The following is a 20341-nucleotide window of genomic DNA, read 5'->3' on the forward strand; positions in this document are numbered from 1 at the left end:
ACCATAAAAGAAACTCTCCTCCAAAGTAATTTTGGAGGAGAGACTATCATTCAAAAGAAAACAGAATACCCCTAATTTAGAATAGCGACCTCAGGTTCTGTAGTGGTTTCAGCTACCGAGACGTACTTCATGATGTACTCCACTGTTTTAGGCGTAATCCAGCCATGACTTGCAAGGATTTCTCCCAAGCGTTGGTCTGAAGTTAACTGTTCCTGTAATGCCTGATCAACCTGGGTTTGGCTGACTAAGCCTGCCTCAACCAAATGCTCTCCAAGCTGAGCATACACTTCAATATTTTGACCATTAGCCCAGTTGCTATTGACTCTATCAAGCACGAATTGAATGGTCCGCTCTTTTACCAACCCCTGACTCTGTAAGATTTCACCTAAACGAACTGAATCTGTCATTTCTTGTTCTGCTAAGGCTGCTTCAAGTTGTTCTGAAGTGAGGAGTCCAGCATCTAGAAGATGACGACCAATGGGTTGAGATGGTGCTAACTGCTCAGTAAAGAATTTCAATAGTGGCTGTACATGAACATCTTCTTTCCATTCACTAGCAATATCCTCAATTACATGATGCTCTGAAACTAAAATACCTTTACAATAGCGTCGAATGATTGGATGAATCCCTGAACTTAACTCAGCTCTCTTAAGATCATCCTTATGAATTCGCTCGACAGCGAAGGGATCAGGGCTTGCATTGATAATATCTAGGCCAAATTCAAGAGTAATCGTATAGTAATGATCATTCTGATTTAAGTCGCTATCTTGAACATAATCAACAGGTATATCTTGAAGGTATTGAGCAGAACCTCCATTATCAGGAATATTGATTACATCACAGAGATATCCAGTTTGTTGCCATAATCCAGAACTTCTATTCACCCGCTCAAGAATTATGTCTGTCATACTTGTAGGATTGATATCACACACTTTATAGGGAAGAGATTGATTATAATACTTCTTCTCTAAGATGTGATGAAGTGCTCGAATGTTATACCGGAAACCATGAATAAAACCAGATTGTTTCTTCTTAAAATCACGCATGTGCATCAAGACACCAGCAAAATAAAGCTCTGGGATATTGCTGGATTCCCATTCACAAGTTTGATTAGGAAATCTCTGATTTATAGTTAACTCAGGCTTGCATGAATCATCAAATATTGAGTCATCAAATTGGAAGCCAGCACATACTATGACACGATCGTAGACAAGAGATTCTTTTTCCCCATCAGCATGAGTATAATCGAAGTCAACAACAAATTCGCCATTTGAGTAATCAATTCTCTCAATAAAAGCATCAAGCAATACATTTTGAGATTTTAATTGATATGTATCTAGCAGATTATTGTTAATTGCTCGTAGATGACCTACATACTTCGTTTTCCAAGCCATAGAAATAGGATTTGGGCTTGCGATATGGATTAGAGAGGCAGTCCCAACTAAGTTGTCAGCAGTTTCGAATCCTGAATTGCCTTTGCCAATAATGAGAACACGTTGATTCGCAAAGTCATCAGGATCAACTGAAACATTGGCATAATTCTCTGTATATTCAATACCAGGAATATCTGGTATGTAGGGCTTTGAAGTTCCAGAAGCAACAATTAATCGTTTTGCTTTATATATATTACCTTGGCTATCTTTAACAATGAATCGTTTATTTTTCCTGATTTGTGTAACTTTACAGTTATATGTGATGTTTAAATTAAAGTATTCTGAAAAGTCTCCTAAGTATTTTACGAAATCACTAGTATTAGGGAAGTACTCTTTACTATAGTTCTTAAAAAGCATGTCTTTACTATCACTGAGTAAAGAGTTCCAATCCCATCTTAAATTAATTTCCGTATCATCATAACCTGTATATCTCTTATTTATTGAAATAAGCTTATTATGACGTGGATATTCTTTAAAGAAAGTGCCAGCAGCATTTCCTGCTTCCAAAATTTTGTAATCTCTGCCAGTTTTCTCAAGGAAATATCCTAGTTGTAGCCCTGCAGGGCCAGCACCGATAATTAAATAGTCATGTTCATCTGGTGAATTCTCCACCATACGTTTATGGCTTTGTTCCCTGGCATACATGAGTAATTCATTTGTAAATTCGGTAAAGACATCAAATACTTCATCAACCACTGCATAGGCTTGGGTAAGTTCTCTATCTGATAATTTAAGATTTTGAATAAAGAATTCAGATTCAGTTGAATCAGCAGCATGCCCTGATTCTGCCTCTAGATGCTGATCACCAAAATATCGATATGTTTTTTTAGTGGAAGATTCTAACTCCTTTGCAACGGGTGCTATATGAGATGCTGAAATTTGGGCAGTTGCTTCAATTACTTCAATAACGATAAGTTTCTGAATAGGGGTTGCATTCGAAGCACATTCAACCAGCTTCCGACATAATCGTCTCGTTCTTTGAGTTTCTCGTCCCCAGACAAATCGGAGAACATCCGTAAACCGCATTGATTTGTCTAGTCCCAATTTACGGAGATCTCCTAAGAACCATACCCAGTGGTGATCATCTTCATATGTATGCTTATTGATTAAGTGTTGTAGTTCATCATCAGTTGACTCATCTCTTAAAATGCATTTATTAAGTTCACCAAAACTCATAATAAAAGGAGCTGCACAGGGAGCAAACGAAAGTCTTAATTTAGGATCAATTGTCTTATCTTTAAGAAAATCAAAAAAAGGCAAGGTGGCAAACTGGTGTTTCTTTTCATCAATATATGCAAGGATATCTTTCATTAATGCAGTTCTCCCGAATAACAGCGTGACAATATAAACTACACAGAATTAACTTTAAAGAATGACTCTTTGCCTCAATAAAATTCAAGAAATAAGTTCAAGAATTAGAAAAATCTTAAGGACAAAAATCCTAAAAATTCTCAAATAGGATCATGATCTTTTAATCTATTTGAGAATTCATTAAAGATCAAAGATAATCATTCAATTATTAATTAAATGCCCCAATAAATAAAATATAAAATATAATTTTTAGGGCATCAATATACTGAATTTATGTGATTTATATCTTAGAACCATCCGTATTAATACCGATAAATTATAGTTGGTTATTTTTTGACTCCGAAAAATTACGTATGGATATTTTGAGATTGTAACAAAATGTAAAAGCATGTTATCGCGTCATAAGAATAAAGCCATATCTTGTATAGTTCAAAACAAAATAAACAAGACAAAAATCATATAGCGGAGTAAGATGCTTCAAAAGCATGTCAATGATAGTTCTTCCTAAATTTTATTAATGTTAGTGATTTTATTATGAAAGAAATATAATTTTCTAGTAAAAACAAAAAAATATTATGCAACAAAATATGACTTTATATATTAAATAATAACCTGTTTTAAAATTCCATTTATTGCTTTTTTGAATTTAAAGCTTTAAAGTGACTTTATACACAGTAATTCTCATTTATATAGAAGATATCTATAATAGCTAAAAGCTCCAATTAGCAAAAATTCTATAATGTAGACTGACACTTGCTCATCTGCAATCTTCTATACTATTATTTCTTCATGATTTTGCAAAAGCATTTTGTATTAGCATAGTTATTTTAGTTTGCTTCAGTTAATCTTAAATATCTAATTTTATTTTCAAAAATAATTATTTTTCAGAGGCAAATAGTACTAGTTTTAATCATTTAAATAATCTTTTAAATACAATTTAAAAACCTTTGTATTTCCTAGAATGAGAAATTTAAATCTCATTCTATTATTGATATTCAAAAACTTCATAGAATACACTTGAAGAGGAGTAAGATAAAAAATCTAAATTGAGATATTTATAGACAAATATCTATCTATTATTAGTCCAGCTAATAGATCATATAATTTAAATGCTCTTGAGATGGGGGATCTATATTATGCTGTAAGCATTAAATATAATATCCTCTAACAGGATATAAAAACATTAATTTTAAATAGTTTAGGTAGTTATTGTGATGCATGATTTTCCTGGATATTTACTTCAAAAAGAAATTTATTCTGGTGCTAAAACAGTTGTTTATCGGGCACTAAGGAAAATTGATCAAAACTCGATAATCCTCAAGACTATTCAATCAGAGTATCCTTCTATCACAGAAATTACTCAGTTAAGATATGAATATCAGGTGACTCAGAATCTTGATATTTCTGGGGTTGTTAAAGTGTATTCCCTAGAAATTAACAAAAGAAATATTGGAATAGTTAAAGAAGATTTCCATGCTTTAACGCTCAAGAGTTTCTTTAAAGAAGAAGATGTTTCTCTTTCTGATTTTTTAGAAATAGCAATCCAGCTATCACAAACACTATGGGAAATTCATCAAAATAAAATTATACATAAGGATATAAATCCTTCAAATATTTTAATTAATCCCCAGACTAGACAAGTAAAAATTATTGACTTTAGTATTGCATCTTTCCTGCAAACAGAAAGCTATCAAAGAGGCAACTATTCTATTTTAGAGGGCACTCCAGCTTACATGTCTCCAGAGCAAACAGGGCGAGTAAATCGTGTACTAGACTATCGCTCAGATTTATACTCTCTAGGCATAACTTTCTATGAATTCTTAGTAGGTCATCTACCATTTCAAACCTCTGACCTGCTAGAGCTAATTCATTGTCATATCTCTCAATATCCAACACCTCCTGAACAGATTAACTCAGATGTCCAGACAGCAGTGTCTGACATCATTATGAAGTTAATATCGAAAAATGCTGAAGACCGCTATCAAAGTGCTTTGGGATTGAAGGCAGACCTTGAATATTGTTTAAATCAGTACAGAAGTAGAGAATATATTCCACATTTTACTTTAGGCAAGCTAGATCGAAATAGTCAATTTCTAATTCCTCAAAAGCTGTATGGTCGCTCTGCTGAAGTTTATAAGCTACTTTCTGCATTTGATAGGGTTAGTAATGGTGTAACAGAATTAATATTAGTAAGTGGCTATTCTGGAATAGGGAAGACCTCAATAGTAAATGAAATTCATAAACCTATTCTCAGTAAAAGAGGTTACTTTATTCGTGGAAAATTTGAACAGCTACAGCGTAATATCCCTTATTTTGCATTCATACAAGGCTTTAGATATTTTTTAAGACAATTACTTACAGAGTCTTCTGAAAAAGTATGCTATTGGCAAGATTGCCTTCTTTCATCTTTGGGTAAAAATGCTCAAATTATTATTGATAATATTCCTGAACTAGAGTTAATTATCGGTTCTCAACCCCAAGTTCCAGAGCTCGGCCCTACTGAAGCACAAAATCGTTTTATACAAGTTTTTCAATCTTTTATTCGAGTATTTTCAAAATCAGAACACCCACTTGTGATTTTTGTGGATGACCTGCAATGGGTAGATTTAGCATCACTTAAATTGATAGAATTTTTGGTCACTAATCCTGATAATCACCATCTGTTATTGATTGGGGCTTATCGAGATAATGAAGTGAATAACTTACATCCTTTAGCACAATCTATAGATAATTTAAGTAGCCATAAAAGTATATTCAATCGTATTATCTTACAACCTTTAGATTTTTATGCTGTTCAAAATTTAGTTTGCGAAATTTTGAACATGAATTTTCAAAAAGCTAGAAATATCATAGAGATACTTTATAGTAAATCCGCAGGAAATCCTTTCTTCTTAAGTCAAATCCTACAAACTCTTTATGACGAAAATTGTATTTTCTTTGATTTCAAAAAAAGAGAATGGAGATGGAATTTAGAAAAAATTTACTCACTGAAGATTTCTGATGGAAATGTTATTGATTTAATTGTTAGAAATCTTGAAGCTTTACCAGTAGCCACTCGAGATATTTTAAAGTTAGCAGCATGTATTGGAAATCAATTTAATCTTAAAACGCTATCTATTATTTCTCAGTTAACTGATCATGAAACTGCTTCAAATCTTTGGCTTGCACTTCAAAAAGGATTGATTTTACCTTTAGGTGAGAACTATAAAATTCCATTAGTTATGGGGCAGAGTAATATTGATGATGGAGATGATATTAAGTACCAGTTTTTGCATGATCGTGTTCAACAAGCAGTTTACTCTTTGATACCTTCTAAAGAGCGTGAGAGAGTGCATTTAAGTATTGGAGAGCTGCTATTAGAGAACAAAGAAGAAAGTCTTAGGAATAGTAGCAAAGAATTATTCGATATTGTCAATCAAATGAATTTAGGAGTTAGTCTTTTAATTGATCAAGATAAGAGAAGTCGGTTAGCAAAATTAAATTTTGCTGCAGGTCAAAAAGCTAAGTTTTCAGCTGCTTATGAAGCAGCAAAAAGATATTTTGATCTAAGTCTTGAATTGCTTCCAGAATCGAGCTTAGAAGATGATTATAATTTCACTATGAATACATATCTTTCTGCTTTAGAGTTAGCATATATAAATACTAACTTTGATCAAGCTAATAGACTTTTTAATAAGATATTAAATAATGCGAATAAGCAAGAAGATATTGTTAAGGCATTTGAATTTCAAATTCCTTATTACTTTACACAGAATCAACCTTTAAAGGCTATTGAAATAGCTCTATATGCATTAAGACTCATAGGAATACATCTCCCCAGCAAGCCAAACAGTATTCATATATTGGTAGGTATTATAAGAGTTAATTTATTCCAAAAGAATAAATCCATATTAGATTTATCTAAACTACAGATGATGGATAATGCTAGGCACCTCTTAGCTATGAAGATTTTGATGGCAGTTGTCCCAGCAACCTTTGTTGCAAATCCTAAGCTTTTCCCAGTAGCAATATCAAAAATGGTAGAGCTTTCTCTCAGATATGGTAATTCACCATATTCTATATTTGCTTATAACAGTTATGGAACTCTTCAATGTGGACCATTACAAAATTTTGAAGCTGGGTATAACTATAGTCTCCTCGCTCTTGATTTACTGAAAAAATATAATGCTAATGAGTTCTCAGCTAAGGCATATATGGTTTTTAACGTTTTTAATAGACCATGGAAAGATCACATTAATAAAACAGTTAAATCTCTGCCTATTGGCATAGAAATGGGAATTGAATATGGAGATATTGAATATGCATTGCACTGCGCTTCATTCTGCAGTATTTTTAATTTCCTGAGTGGGGCTAATTTGGATTTTGTTGCAGAAAAACAATATCAATATAGTGAGTTTTTACTAGCTAATAAGCAAGAGTTTCAGCTATACCATAGTAATATCTGGAGACAAGTTGTTAATAATCTTTTAGACAAAAATCATGCTAGAGGAAAATTAGTTGGTGAAAATTATGATATTGAAATAGACTTACCTTTTCTTCTAAAGTCTAAGAATGATTTATGTATCGTAGCAAGCTATTTAGCAAACTCAATTATTTCATATATATTTAATGATTATCAAGAGTCGTTAAACTCAGCAAAACACAATAGAGATTTTATTGATAGTGTCCCAGGATTGATATATGTAGCAATTCATTATTTCTTCTTGTCATTGGCTTTTTTATCTCAATATAGAAGCTTGGATATGAATACTCAAAAATCAGCTTTAAAAGAAGTAAGAAGATACAAAAAAAAGCTTAAGAACTGGGCTTACAGTTGCCCAGAAAATTTTCTCCATAAATATCAACTAATAGAGGCTGAAGAAGCACGGATCCTTGGCAATGGGAACGATGCAATGGAGTTCTATGATCTAGCTATTAAGTCTTCTTCTAAATATGGCTATTTACATGAAGAGGCTATTGCTAATGAGCGTGCATCCGAATTCTATTTTGAAAATGGACGAGAAAAAATTGCTCAAGTGTATTTAGTTGATGCTTATTATGGATATGCTAAGTGGGGTGCAATCAGTAAAGCAAATCAACTACAAGAAAGATACCCAGAAGTTTTTTCAAGATTACAAAGATCTTCGCAATCTACCTGCTCAATTCAAACTACTGCGAGCTTTACAACAACAACTAGTTTACTCGACTTAGATTTAGCCTCTGTCCTTAAAGCATCTCAAGCTATATCAGAAGAAATTATCTTAGATCAGCTACTAGAGAAATTAATGAAAGTTTTGATGCAAAGTGCAGGGGCACAAGCTGGATTTTTGATCCTTCTTCGAGAAGAACACTTTATTATTGAAGCTTCGGCTACTGATCAAATTAATACTATTCGACAGTCAATTTCTGTCTCATCTAGTGGTCAAGTTCCGGTTTCTGTAATTAATTTTGTGGCTCGTACTTTAGATCCCATCATTTTGGGTAATGCTGTACTAGAATCAAGTTTTTCTAATGATTCCTATATTCAACATCATCAAACCAAGTCCTTATTATGTTTGCCTTTGCTTAACCAGGGGCACTTAATTGGCATGATCTACTTAGAAAATAATTTAGCTAGCGATGCTTTTCGAAGTGATCATTTAGAAACGTTGCGTTTATTATGTGCTCAAGCAGCTATTTCCCTTGAGAATGCCTATCTTTATGAGGATTTGCAGCAGTCACAAGCTCGAGAGCAAGCTGAACGAGAAATTAACGAATTAAAGTCCCGCTTTATATCAATGACGTCTCATGAGTTTCGGACGCCTTTGACAGCCATTCTAGGAACCACAGAATTGATCAAGCATTATGGTCAAAGTTGGGATTCTGAAAAACAGCATTCCTATCTTGACCGTATTCAAAAGAATGTTAAGCATATGACTGGACTTTTGGATGATGTCTTGGTTCTAAGTAAAGCGGATGCAGATAAAGTTGAGTTCAATCCAATAAAAATTAACTTAGATGGATTTTGCTGTAACTTAGTTGAAGAATTGCAGCTAAATACTAAGCCCAATCAAACTATTGAGCTTGCTATTCAAGGAGAGCATCTTAATCCCTATGCAGATGAAAAGATCTTGAGGCAAATCCTAAGTAACCTATTGTCAAATGCTATAAAATACTCGCCTGAAGATTCGATAATTGGGTTTGATGTGGTCCTATCGGATGATGAAGTCACTTTCTTCGTTCAAGATCAGGGAATTGGTATTCCAGAAGCCGATCAACAATATTTATTTGAGTCTTTTCACCGAGCAACTAATGTAGGGCAAATTCAAGGTACGGGTTTGGGCTTAACGATTGTCAAGAAATCTGTTGAGTTGCATAGAGGGACGATCACATTTGAAAGTATTGTCGATCAGGGAACAACCTTTATTGTAAAGTTGCCCATTACGGCGAAAGCTTTAGGTCTATCAGATTAACCCTTGGCCGCTTGCTCGAAGGCTTGAGCTGCTTTTTGAGTGGCATCAACCTGGAAGAGCTGTTTGGCAATGGTGGGCGATAGGGTAAATGTATCGAGTCCTTGGGTTGCTAGTTGGGTAATATCATCGATGCTGCGGAGACTGGCCACCAGTAGCTTAGTTGAACTATTGATTCCCTTGAGTCCTTGCTGCATCAAGGCAATTTGCTGCCGTCCATTCTGACCTAGATCCGTCATCCGGCCTAAGTATGGAGCAGCAAAATCTGCATGGAGGGCTGCCGCAATCAGCGCTTGATGCACTGCATAGACTCCCGTTAGCGTCACACGAATGTTTTGGCGGAGCAATTGGGTCGCTGCCTCTGTTCCCACCAGTGTAATCGGGACTTTAACCACCACACGTGCATCGATGGCTGCGATCGCTTGTCCACGACGGACTAAATCTTGAACCTCAGTGCCCCAAGTTTGTAAGTGGATTTCTTGGGCTCCCAATTGAAATGCGCGCTGTGCCAACTCCTTCAACTGTTCTAGGGTGCAGGGGAGCTGGGCACGCTCTAGCAGAGTTGGGTTGGTGGTGACGCCATAAAAGAGTCCTTTGGTTAACCAATACTCCCACTGAGCGGTTTCCGCAGTATCTAAGAAAAAGTTCATACCTATTAAGGGGATGCCCATGCAAAGCCTACAGATTCAGCATCATACCTGCTATTCGCTCTACACCCGCAAATCACTCACGCATGGGTGGAACCGAAAGGGGAGAATACTATGCGGGATAAATGCGGAGACGGCGATTTGGATCTTCGCCAAAACTCCGAGATTGCAGACGATAATGTTCGATGAGTTCATGCTGCATCTTGCGAATACTGGCAGAGCGCGGCAGGAGTTCGACGGGCTGTCGTTTGGGAATAACAATTTGTTCAACGGCCAGTCTGGCTTCTTCTAGGGCTTCGATTTCATCATCATCGCTACTACCTGCAAACAATTTCAGATCCACCAGCTCAGGCGTCCCTGGATCCTCCATATTGACCAGTCGCCGGAGTCCTCTGGCAATTTGAGGGATGGTGCTGGACTTGACGGTATGGATCGGAACTTGGCGATTTTTCGCTAGATTGCGCAGTTTAGAGTGATGCTTAAGGTGCGATCGCAACGCAAAAATCACATCCGCATGATCAATATCCTTAGTCAGTACAATGGGCAGGTTTAAGGTGGTAATCACCTGATCGAGTTGGGACCGACTCACAGCATATGGATATACGTGCAACGGCAGATCCTCGCCGTTGGGACCTGCCATATAGTTAAGGGTATTGCCATAGGGATCCTGTTGCTGCAGCGATGCATCGAGTAAGGTTTGAAATTCATTGAAATCAGTTTTCGCCGGAGCTGTGGGGGTTGGTACGGGCTTCATCCGTCCTGAAGACCTCCAGCCGCTGGGGGCCGATTCGATGGGGGTAGGGTCAGCCGTAGATAGCTCATGGGTAATGGTGACCTTGCCGCTGTCACTCACCGTGCGCACCTGAGGATTGGGAAGACGCCCCCGCAGCAGACTGTCAATGGTGTTGGCCACCTCTTCATGCACAATCCAGCGCGTCCGTTCCAACATTTCCACCGCAATCTCGAAGGTGGGCGGCGCTTTGCGTTCCAGAACACTTTTTTGACTGCCTCGTCGCCGGGCTTCATCATCCCCCAGGGTAACTGACTGAATTCCTCCCACTAAATCCGATAAGGTGGGATTTTTCATCAGGTTCTCGATCCGGTTGCCGTGGGCGGTACCAATCAGCTGTACCCCCCGTTCAGCAATGGTCCGGGCTGCTACTGCCTCTAATTCCGTACCAATTTCATCAATCACAATCACTTCGGGCATATGGTTCTCCACCGCTTCAATCATCACCTGATGCTGAAGTTCGGGACGGGCCACCTGCATGCGTCGCGCCCGACCAATGGCGGGATGAGGAATATCGCCATCCCCGGCAATTTCGTTTGAGGTGTCAATAATCACGACCCGCTTGAGCAGATCGTCCGCCAAGACGCGGGCAATTTCCCGGAGTGCAGTGGTTTTACCGACCCCAGGTCTGCCTAACATCAAAATGGAACGGCCACTTTCCACCAGATCTCGAATAATTTCGGTGGTGCCCAGTACGGCCCGACCCACTCGACAGGTGAGACCAATAATCTCCCCTTGGCGATTTCGCATGGCGCTGATCCGATGCAGGGTGCGCTCAATCCCAGCCCGATTATCGCCACTAAAATGACTGACGCGCTCAATGCAGTAGTCTAAGTCGGCACGGCTAATGGATTCAGTGGATAAATATTCGGCCTGATCCGGGAATCGAGCTTCGGGTTGGCGGCCCAGATCCATAACCACTTCGATCAATACAGGACGTTGGGGGTGGTTTTGGAGGTGTGATCGCAACGCTTCTGGCAAAATATCCAGGAGTTGATCGAGATTATCGGTAATGAGTTGGCGGTCTCCTAATACTTGTTCAACCATAGATAACGGTGGAGAATGCAGTAGTAATCAATAACAGGCTAGATAAAGAATCTAACAAACCCTAGAGAATTCCCCTTGATTGTTCTAGGGTAGAAAACAGGGGTGAATCTCGGCCTCGTTCCCTGATAGTGGGTAGTTGGGATACCCGATGATCGGGTTTAAGTGGGCTGACTAGAGATAAGGCTAGGGCAACCGCGTCTTGTAGCAATTCAGGTTGTGCTTCCAACTTGTGAGCAGCCTGTCTTTCCAGCTTAGCTTGCACCGTGGCTAGCTGCTGGCGGGCAAAACTCCCGTAAGCAATCCCGGCAACATAGGGCGGTGCGATGTCCGCACTCCTGGTAGCAGCATCTGCCCTTAAACGCGGATGCAGTAACCCTTTGGCTTTGAGTTTAGCAAGCGTATGTTGATTGGTGCCGCCGGCCAATTGGACATAGCCTGGCAAGTGCGCTTGCAACACCTTTTCCGCCAGGAGCACCGTGGCTCGGGTGGCTCCGTCACCAATATCGCCACTCATGGGGCGGCCATCCGTTTGCCACACCAACACACAGGGCAACGGTGACATGATGCGGTAGAGCTGGGTGAGATAGGCTAAGAGTCCGTCACCATCGCCACAGCTGACGGCCAGAAGCTGTAAATGCGGAATAAAGGGTTGCAGCGTTTGCCACAACTGCTGAAACTCGTCTTGGCGGCCGACTTGGGTATGGATCTCTAAGGCTTGTACACGACCAGACTGGATCCAGGGACCGATGGTTTCGGGGTGAGCCCGATGGGAGACCGTGGCAATCTGGTCAATGGGGCAAAGGGGTAAACAACGCCCACAGCCATAGCATCGATCATTGATCACGCCAGGACTGGGCAATGCGATCGCATCGGCCGGGCAAATGCTGACGCAGGGTTGCGGACAGTCTGACGGACAGCTCACCGGATTCAGGGTTGCTTTACGAAAATGGGGATCTTCCCCATCATTAAGGCTGACCATCAGCAGTGGTTGGGGCACCGTTGCATCGAGCTGTAGTGCGGTTGCGATCGCAGTCTGCGCCACCTGAATCACAGCTGGGTCCGCCGCCACATCAATACAGTCCGCACCGGCTAGCGTGTAAGCTAGAACCAAATTGTGGACAGCGGGTAGATGTTGGTAGCTAGCCCCGCAAATTAGCTTAAACCAGTGGCCTTGTTGCAAGGACTGCAGGGGAGAAGCAAAATCAATCACCCCTTTAGCCTAATCCGAAATGATCAGAGGCAGGTGAACAATTTCAGGCAATTTTAAGCTGCAGCAACAATATCTGCCAAAGGCTGCCATTCAACAGAGCGAGCGCCCCCTAGCTCCACCACCACTTTTAAGCGGGGTTCCGTCGCCGTAATGGCATCCAGATAAGCCAGCTCTTGTTGCGCCAGGCGCTTGCCATCATAGAGCCACAGGGCTAATCCCTTGGCTTGAGGGGGCAGATTCTCCAGTTGGTAGGTGACAAAGGGGGGCAAGAAATAGGTGCGGATCTGATTCTTCCCTAAGTGGGGAGGACGGACACCATGGATATCCGTAAAGTAGGAGGCTAAATCTCCCATCCCTGGGGCTGATACAAATAAGGTCAGATAGCCCGCAGCCCGTAAACGCCGTTTGTAGCGCCCCTCAAATCCCCCTTCAGAGGGAACATAAATTCCTACAGCACCCGACTTTTCTACCGTTCGAATGAATTTTTTACCAGTCAGCAGCAGGGGCATAAATCGAAAGTATCCTAAGTTGGGATGGACAGGTGGGATGAACGCAAAAATACTTACCCTAACTTACACGAAATCCAGGGGCACCGATCATCCCAATTGCCTTTTTTCAGGCCAAAAATGGATTCGGAGGGGTCGCTGCTCGCCACCTCCATACATCCGGTTCCAATGCCCCCATCCGAATTCTGGGCATCAATCTGGGTAGACTAAGGCTGATCCACCCCTTGTTTGCCGACCGATGCACATCCCTTCTCTTCCTAAAACCTGGCGGCAACGGTTATTTCAGCAACGAATCGCGCCACCAACTCCCCCGGAAGATTCCCTGGCCCTACGGATAGGGGTTCAACTGCTGGTCTGTGTGGGCATTATGGCCACGGATACGGCGGCGTCCACCCTCCACAGTGGATGGGCCATTCCCTTGAGTTTGATCGGGGCGACTTGGAGTTGGCGACAACGACATCGCCGCAATACCGTTGCCAAGATCGGCATTGCCTTGGGGATGGTGACGGTTCTGGCGGTGTTTTTGACCCGCCTGGTGGGGCAGGCTGGAGATTCACGTATTTTGCTGGCTGAACTCTTGATTCAGGTCCAAATCCTCCACGCCTTTGATTTGCCACGGCGAAAAGACTTAGGCTACTCAGCGGTAATCGGGGTCATTTTGGTAGGGGTGGCAGCAACGGTCAGTGAAACGATGCTGTTTGGAGGCTGGTTGTTGCTGTTTGTGGCCTTTGCTTTACCGGTCTTAATCCTCGATTATCGATCGCGGTTGGGGTTGACGGCATTGAAACGCCAATCTCTGAGTCTTCCACCTGCGCAGGTGGCCAAAGTTTTGCTCGCGGTCATCACCTTAGGATTGATTATTTTTGCGCTGCTGCCCCGCTTGCCGGGATACCAGTTAAGAACGCTACCTGTCAGTGCTGCGATTGATTTTGAAGGTAAGTTTGATGCGCGACAAATTGTCAATCCTGGCTATGGTCAAGGTGATGACGCTGCATGGGATGGAACGGGCCAAGATGGAAAAGAAATACAAGGTGAGATTGCCTTTGACGATCAGTTCTACTACGGCTTTAACCCCACCATCAACCAAAATTTGCGCGGTATCTTAAAACCAGAGATTGTGATGCGCGTGCGATCGCAAGCCCCCGGATTTTGGCGGGTCTTAGCCTTTGATCAATACACAGGCCAAGGTTGGCAGATGTCCCGCAACGATAAAGCCGAAACCTTGAAGCGCCCCTCTTGGTCCTATCGGTTTGCCATTCCCCAAGATCCACAGCAGGGTCGTACTAAAGAAGTGATCCAGACCTATTCCATTGTGGCCCCGTTCCCTAATCTGATTCCAGCGCTTAGCCAAGCTCGAGAGGTCTATTTCCCCACCCGTGAAATTGCCAGAGATCCAGAAGGGGGGCTGCGCTCACCGGTGCAGTTACAGGATGGTTTGACCTATTCGGTGATTTCGGATGTACCATATCGCGATCGCAAGCAGCTTCGACGTGCCCCTCGCCAGTATCCTCGGCAAATTCGCCAGCACTACTTACAAGTCCCTGCTGAAATAGCTTCTCAAGTGCGGGAGCAAACAGAGACCCTCTTGGCCAAAGCCAACCACTCTCCAATCTCTGCCTATGAGAAAGCCCTCTATCTCGCGCAGGCGCTGAAGCAAACCTATTCCCTCCAGCCCAATTTGCCGAGCTTGGCCCCTCAAGAAGATTTAGTCAGTGCCTTTTTATTCAAGTATGAGGGCGGATATCCTGATCATTTTTCCACTGTGCTGACCTTAATGCTGCGCTCTATTGGGATTCCAGCCCGCCTCGTTACGGGATTTGGTCCCGGGCAGTTTAATGCCTTTACAGGTTTGTATGAGGTCGAAAACGTTGATGCCTATGCGCTCACTGAGGTTTATATTCCTCAGTCTGGCTGGTTTACCTTTGATCCGATTCCAGGACACGATCTGGTTCCCCCCTCAGTCGATGACGACTATACCTTTTCCGTGCTGAAGTCTTTTTGGAACTGGGTTGCAGGCTGGTTGCCCTCGCCGATGATGAATGGACTAACCGCGATCACCGCTTGGATTGGCACCAGCTTGGCCCAAGCTTTAGGACTGTTGACCAGTAGTTGGCAAGGTTGGGCGGTCGGGCTACTGATGTTCAGCGGTTTGGCTGTTCTGATCTGGCTAACACCGCAAGGTTGGCGATGGTGGCGATACCGTCGGCGGTTAGCAAACTTACCCCCCATGGAACGACTCTACCAACAAATGCTTCACCTCTTAGCCCATGAAGGAATCCCAAAGCATTCCCATGAAACGCCATTTGAATATACCCATCGTCTGCGGCGAACGGCGACTCAACCTGTGGCCACGCTAATTTCAGACATTTCGCAGGCCTATGTTGACTGGCGCTATGGGCAACAAATTCGTCCTATAAGTCAGGTTCAACAGCAATTTCAGTCACTTAAGCAACAGGTACGATGGCCCAAGACCGATCAGCAGCCGTCGCAGCAGTAGCAGGAATGATGTAGATATAATCGATTTTTGATGACCGGTATATTGATAGTTATAGTCAATAACAAACGCAAATTTTGGGCAATGATATTGTTCATACTGGGGGTAAGCCTAAGGCTAGAACACCATCACTGAAGATTGAACCATCAACGCAGTAGCTAAAATTAAGTGATTTTACGCATATATTCTCGACTACAAACGGTCAATCCTAAGAATGAGGGCATGCACCTAAATAGAGTCGTTCTAGATCCAATCTGCCACTTGCCATCTTGCTGAGCGGGTAACTGCCAAAGCTCTGATTACCAACTACCAAATCAGTTTGTCTATGACCTACACTCCAAGTCTCCCAACGCCTACACAGCAGGACAAGCCACAGATCTCGCCTGCAAAAGTGTTACAGAAAGTTATTTCTGAGCAACGTTCTGGTCGCATCACCATCACAGATGCTCGTGATCCATCCATTAGCTGGCGGGTGTATTTAGGTGGTGGTCAGATGCATTTTGCAGAAAGCACGATGGGCCATGCAGAACGGCTACCCTATATTTTTAGAAAGCACCTTCCAGACTTTCAATTAGTCGAATCGTTGCCCCACAACACCTCAGAATACGCTCTCCTCTGTCAGTATTGGCAATCTCAAAATTTATCTCTGAATTTCTTCCGAAAACTGCTGGCTGTCCTCACCCAAGAAGCCTTAATGCAGTTTTTAGCCCTTCCCCAAGGCTATTTAGACTTTGAACCCAATGTGGGCTTGGATCCTCTCCTTTTATCTGCCCCTTTTAGACAACTGGTATTACCGGTTCGCGATCAGATCAATCAATGGTCTCAATTGCAGTCTGTGATTGCCTCTCCCTTTCAGAGACCTCGCTTGGAAGATCCGGATCAGTTTCTCAAATTGGCCTGGCAAGAAGGTAGTAGCGGTCGGCATCTACAAAATATGACCAATTTACTGGAGCAAAATCTCTGCTTTTATGAATTGGCGACTCAAGCTGATATGGATGTATTAGCGCTGGTGAGCGCTTTTGCACCCATCGTTCAATCCGGGGCTGTTAGTTTGCATCCTTATCAAATTATTGAAGAAACGGTGCGTCCCGTCGTGGCTTGCGTAGATGATAGCCAAACCATTCAGCAATTTGTGAAATTATCTCTAGAGGCCGAAGGGTTTGATGTTCTACAGCTGATGGATCCTAAACAAGCATTAACGGTTTTGATTGAGCAGCGACCCAATCTGATCCTTATGGATATCGAAATGCCTAAGATGGATGGCTATGAGCTGTGTCGTATGGTTCGCCAAGTTGACATGTTGAAGGAAATTCCGGTGGTGATGCTAACGGGGCGGGAAGGAATTATTGACCGCATGCGCGCTCGGATGTCAGGATGCACCGCTTACTTAACCAAGCCGTTTAATCCCCAAGAATTATTGGCACTGGTACAGAAACTCACTGCTGAAGGTGCTGCTGTTGCCCAGCAAGTCTAAAGCCACATGGGTTAGGCAAGCACCATTCGCACCAAAAGCTACAAGCGTTAAAAGCCTACCGTTGGTGGGCAATAGTACTCCAGGCTGTTAATGGGATATGGCTCCCAAGGTGCCGTTTGTACCTTTGACGCCCTCCTACGCTTGAAAGACGCAGGATTCAGCGCTACTGGCGTAGATTGCAGAGCTAAGCCCTGACTGATGTCTACTCGCACTCTAGACAACGCCCTGCCTAGTGGTTAAAACCAACAATCAGAACTGGTTTTCTTCCTTTAGGTCTGACAGAAATGGAATCCCGGATTTTACCTCTGGCGATTCTGCTTCCCAGTTAAACTGCCAAGGCTAGCTGCTTACGGTACGTTTAGCCCTTTACCTAGAAAACTTCTCTCTAGAACCTGCAGAGGTCTAAGTCTGTCGAAGAATTTTTTTATTTTATCGCGCAATAGATTTAAGGTACTTAAAAGTACAGGCCCGTTTTTCATCCCACCCATCAATGTGGTGGGCTTTCAAACTTTAGGAGCTATGTAATTCGCGGTCACGTCTCAACAGGGTGGTGAATCGTCTTACGGGCTGGGCCAGTCTGGCATGTATCAGTCGAGCTGCGTTTTTGGGAGTAGAGATTGTCGTTAAAAATAGCAACTTTTTGAAGTGGCTAGCTGGGATAGTCCTGTATTGAAGAGGTTGGCATTTTTAAAGGTTGTTTACAAAGTACTACAACCCTTTATAATGTTTCCAAAGAAAAATTTCTCACAAGACAACCCTTTACGGACTCTTTGGTTTAATGGATAGCTATCTCAAAAAAACTCTCCTAGCTGTTGCTTTAACCGCTAGCGCCTTCGGTCTGGCAGCGCAGTCAGCCTCTGCCATTACGCTTTGGAATGAAAATGTAAACGGTGATCTTTCTGATGAGGGGCTTCACCCCACCTCAGTGGGTTCTCTTAATTTAGGATCAAATTTATTAACGGCGAACTTCAATGCGGGGACAGACAATCCTGCCCCTGACTACTTCACCTTCACCGTGCCCCATGGTTTGGCACTCAACGGAATTGAGCTTAAGTCTTGGAATAGTAGCCCCGTTTTCGAAGATATTGCATTTATTGCAGTTCAACGAGGATCTATCTTCGACTATGAGGTGCCTGAGGATAGGGGTAGTGCTGCTGGATTATTAGGTTGGTCGCACTTGCGTAGTACTCAAGTCAATACCAATAAGATATTTCAAGAGATCTCGACCTCTAATCTGGATCACGTCACCTCGGGGACAGCCGCTTTTTACGAGGAAGAAGCAGCGAGTAACCCCTATGATGGTCTAGCGCTAGCACCGGGTGATACCCCTGAGTTGCTAGAAGATAATCTAAGAGGCTTAACCGAACAATGGGCACCCGGTGCTGAAGGGTTTAAAGCGCCCTTACCAGCGGGCGATTATACCTTTTGGCTACGCCAAGGATCAGATGTAGATATTTCAGCCCAACTTGATTTCAATACAGTGGTATCCAGCAATGCTGACGAAGTACCTGAACCCTTGAGTATTTTTGGGACGGGACTCGCACTGGGGTTTGGATACGTCTTTCGTCGGAAAAAGCAGCAGCGCCAGGTGAGTTAATCTGTGGCTGATTGAAGAAGTCGTTGTTGGATGGGCTGCTGTTGGCGGTGACAGCAACCCATCCACGTCGCTACTGAATCTGCTTTAGACTGGTACCACAGTTTCAGGCGATCATGCTATGAGAAGCAAACTAGTTCAGTGCTTGCTAATGGGGTGTTGTCTCACTGCCTGTCAACTGCAAGCGAGTCAAGTTTCTTCTTCCTCATCCCCTCCAGAACAGGGAAAAATCGAAGCCTTACAAGCAAAATTTGAGCAAGAAATGAAAGCTCAGCTTGCTCAAAAAGCTCTGGCTGACCATAGCATGAGTGAGATCTCTGATATTGCCTTAAAGGCCTCCCAAAAAGTATATGGGGCGCACCCGCAGCTGATGAAGCAGCAGGTCTTGTTTGATTTGCAGCAGTTGCCAACGCTAGACACCAAGACTTTATCGGACTATCAAGCGAAAGAATCCCTAGATCTCAGGGACATTCTCAAGGCAATGTCCAGCTCTTCTAACGTCCGACCTGAGGCCAACGATGAGGACTATCTGTCTTTGTTTTATGGCAGAAAGCCCGAATTCATTGCCCATGCTGTGAAGAATATCTTATGGACCAGGCACCTTGGTGCCAAGGCATTTGGACAGCGGGCAATTATCTCCCAGTTTTTGCCGGATAAAGTCTATCGAATGGAGTCTAATGACGCCCCTCAACTGGTGGTCCAAACCTTTGAGGATGATTTATTTGTCATCACAGTCCAAGTGACTGAGTCTGGGCTGCTCAAACCTTTGAATGTGGAATGGATGCAGCCCGAAAACGCTCAGGATAAAACCACCTAGCGATCTTCAGCTATTGCCATCCAGCTAAATTAGAGATGAGCTGCTGATTGAGATGATCTGGGATTGAGTTCGGGGGGGGAGCTTCGGTTTCGCGGCTGACCAAAACTGAACAAGGGGCATGATGCATAACGTAGTTGCTAACACTCCCTAATAGCCATTCACTCAGGCCAGCGCGCCCTCTGCTTCCTAGTAAAATTAAATCCGCCTGCCATTCTTTGGCGACTTCACAGATGGTTTCACCTGGAGAACCTTGTTTCTGCGTGAACTCAACGGAGATCCCTGCTAGCTTGGCTTCGTCTGCTTGAGCTTGCAGAATATCTTGTGCTGTTTGGGTATATTTCTCCCACTGCTGTTGGTAGACCTTAATTGAGGTGGCCGATAACCCCGGATAGTAGTACATACTCGGGAATGGGGTAGGTGTGTCAGGCGCGTCTTGATCATCGATGGATAACACATGCAACAGCATCAAGTTAGCTTGGGTCATGCCAGCTAAATCAAGGGCTTGGTCAAATACTGAAATGGCTGCTTCTGAATGATCGAGAGCAACTACAATTCTATGAAACATAACGGATACCTCCAGGGGCAGTGGG

Annotated in this window: 11 protein-coding genes; 5 read left to right on the top strand and 6 right to left on the bottom strand. The window is 42.6% G+C overall.

Translation table 11 applies throughout. The annotated features are described in order from the left end of the window. Window positions 1-71: 71 nt before the first annotated feature. Window positions 72-2744 (bottom strand): NAD(P)-binding domain-containing protein, encoded by a 2673-nt coding sequence (locus Q0986_RS04820; RefSeq protein WP_299404924.1) that lies wholly within the window; start codon window positions 2742-2744, stop codon window positions 72-74. 1214 nt (window positions 2745-3958) lie between these two features. Between Q0986_RS04820 and Q0986_RS04825 the strand changes: the two genes are divergently transcribed. Further along, entirely contained in the window at window positions 3959-9175 is a 5217-nt protein-coding gene (locus Q0986_RS04825) for an AAA family ATPase (RefSeq protein WP_299404927.1), read from the top strand. Here Q0986_RS04825 and Q0986_RS04830 read toward each other — a convergent pair. The 4 genes from Q0986_RS04830 to Q0986_RS04845 all read right to left on the bottom strand — a co-directional run bounded on the left by Q0986_RS04830 (window position 9172) and on the right by Q0986_RS04845 (window position 13375). Then, a complete protein-coding gene (locus Q0986_RS04830) occupies window positions 9172-9822 on the bottom strand; it encodes a transaldolase family protein (RefSeq protein WP_299404932.1) in 651 nt (216 codons plus the stop codon). The genes Q0986_RS04825 and Q0986_RS04830 overlap by 4 nt on opposite strands. A gap of 109 nt (window positions 9823-9931) precedes the next feature. Continuing rightward, the gene (locus Q0986_RS04835) at window positions 9932-11656 is read right to left on the bottom strand and encodes a R3H domain-containing nucleic acid-binding protein (protein ID WP_299404937.1); all 1725 of its coding nucleotides are present in this window, start codon (window positions 11654-11656) and stop codon (window positions 9932-9934) included. Between the two features lie 61 nt (window positions 11657-11717). Beyond that, complete coding sequence (ldpA, locus tag Q0986_RS04840; protein ID WP_366918517.1) at window positions 11718-12866, bottom strand: circadian clock protein LdpA; 1149 nt, start codon at window positions 12864-12866, stop codon at window positions 11718-11720. Window positions 12867-12919: 53 nt separating this feature from the next. Continuing rightward, the gene (locus Q0986_RS04845) at window positions 12920-13375 is read right to left on the bottom strand and encodes an NAD(P)H-quinone oxidoreductase subunit N (RefSeq protein ID WP_299404943.1); all 456 of its coding nucleotides are present in this window, start codon (window positions 13373-13375) and stop codon (window positions 12920-12922) included. Between the two features lie 235 nt (window positions 13376-13610). Between Q0986_RS04845 and Q0986_RS04850 the strand changes: the two genes are divergently transcribed. The 4 genes from Q0986_RS04850 to Q0986_RS04865 all read left to right on the top strand — a co-directional run bounded on the left by Q0986_RS04850 (window position 13611) and on the right by Q0986_RS04865 (window position 19751). Then, entirely contained in the window at window positions 13611-15869 is a 2259-nt protein-coding gene (locus tag Q0986_RS04850) for a DUF3488 and DUF4129 domain-containing transglutaminase family protein (RefSeq protein ID WP_299404947.1), read from the top strand. 322 nt (window positions 15870-16191) lie between these two features. Beyond that, window positions 16192-17340: a response regulator gene (locus tag Q0986_RS04855; protein WP_299404951.1), complete on the top strand. Its 1149-nt coding sequence runs from the start codon at window positions 16192-16194 to the stop codon at window positions 17338-17340. A 778-nt stretch (window positions 17341-18118) separates the two neighbouring features. Continuing rightward, window positions 18119-18937, top strand: coding sequence for a PEP-CTERM sorting domain-containing protein (locus tag Q0986_RS04860; protein WP_299404955.1), 819 nt, complete (start codon window positions 18119-18121; stop codon window positions 18935-18937). A 118-nt stretch (window positions 18938-19055) separates the two neighbouring features. Further along, window positions 19056-19751, top strand: a complete 696-nt coding sequence (locus tag Q0986_RS04865) for a hypothetical protein (protein ID WP_299404959.1) — start codon at window positions 19056-19058, stop codon at window positions 19749-19751. Between the two features lie 10 nt (window positions 19752-19761). Here Q0986_RS04865 and Q0986_RS04870 read toward each other — a convergent pair whose 3' ends face one another. After that, window positions 19762-20316 (bottom strand): universal stress protein, encoded by a 555-nt coding sequence (locus Q0986_RS04870; RefSeq protein ID WP_299404963.1) that lies wholly within the window; start codon window positions 20314-20316, stop codon window positions 19762-19764. Between the last annotated feature and the right edge of the window lie 25 nt (window positions 20317-20341).

The organism is Acaryochloris sp. IP29b_bin.148 (assembly GCF_028285565.1).
GTDB lineage: Bacteria > Cyanobacteriota > Cyanobacteriia > Thermosynechococcales > Thermosynechococcaceae > Acaryochloris.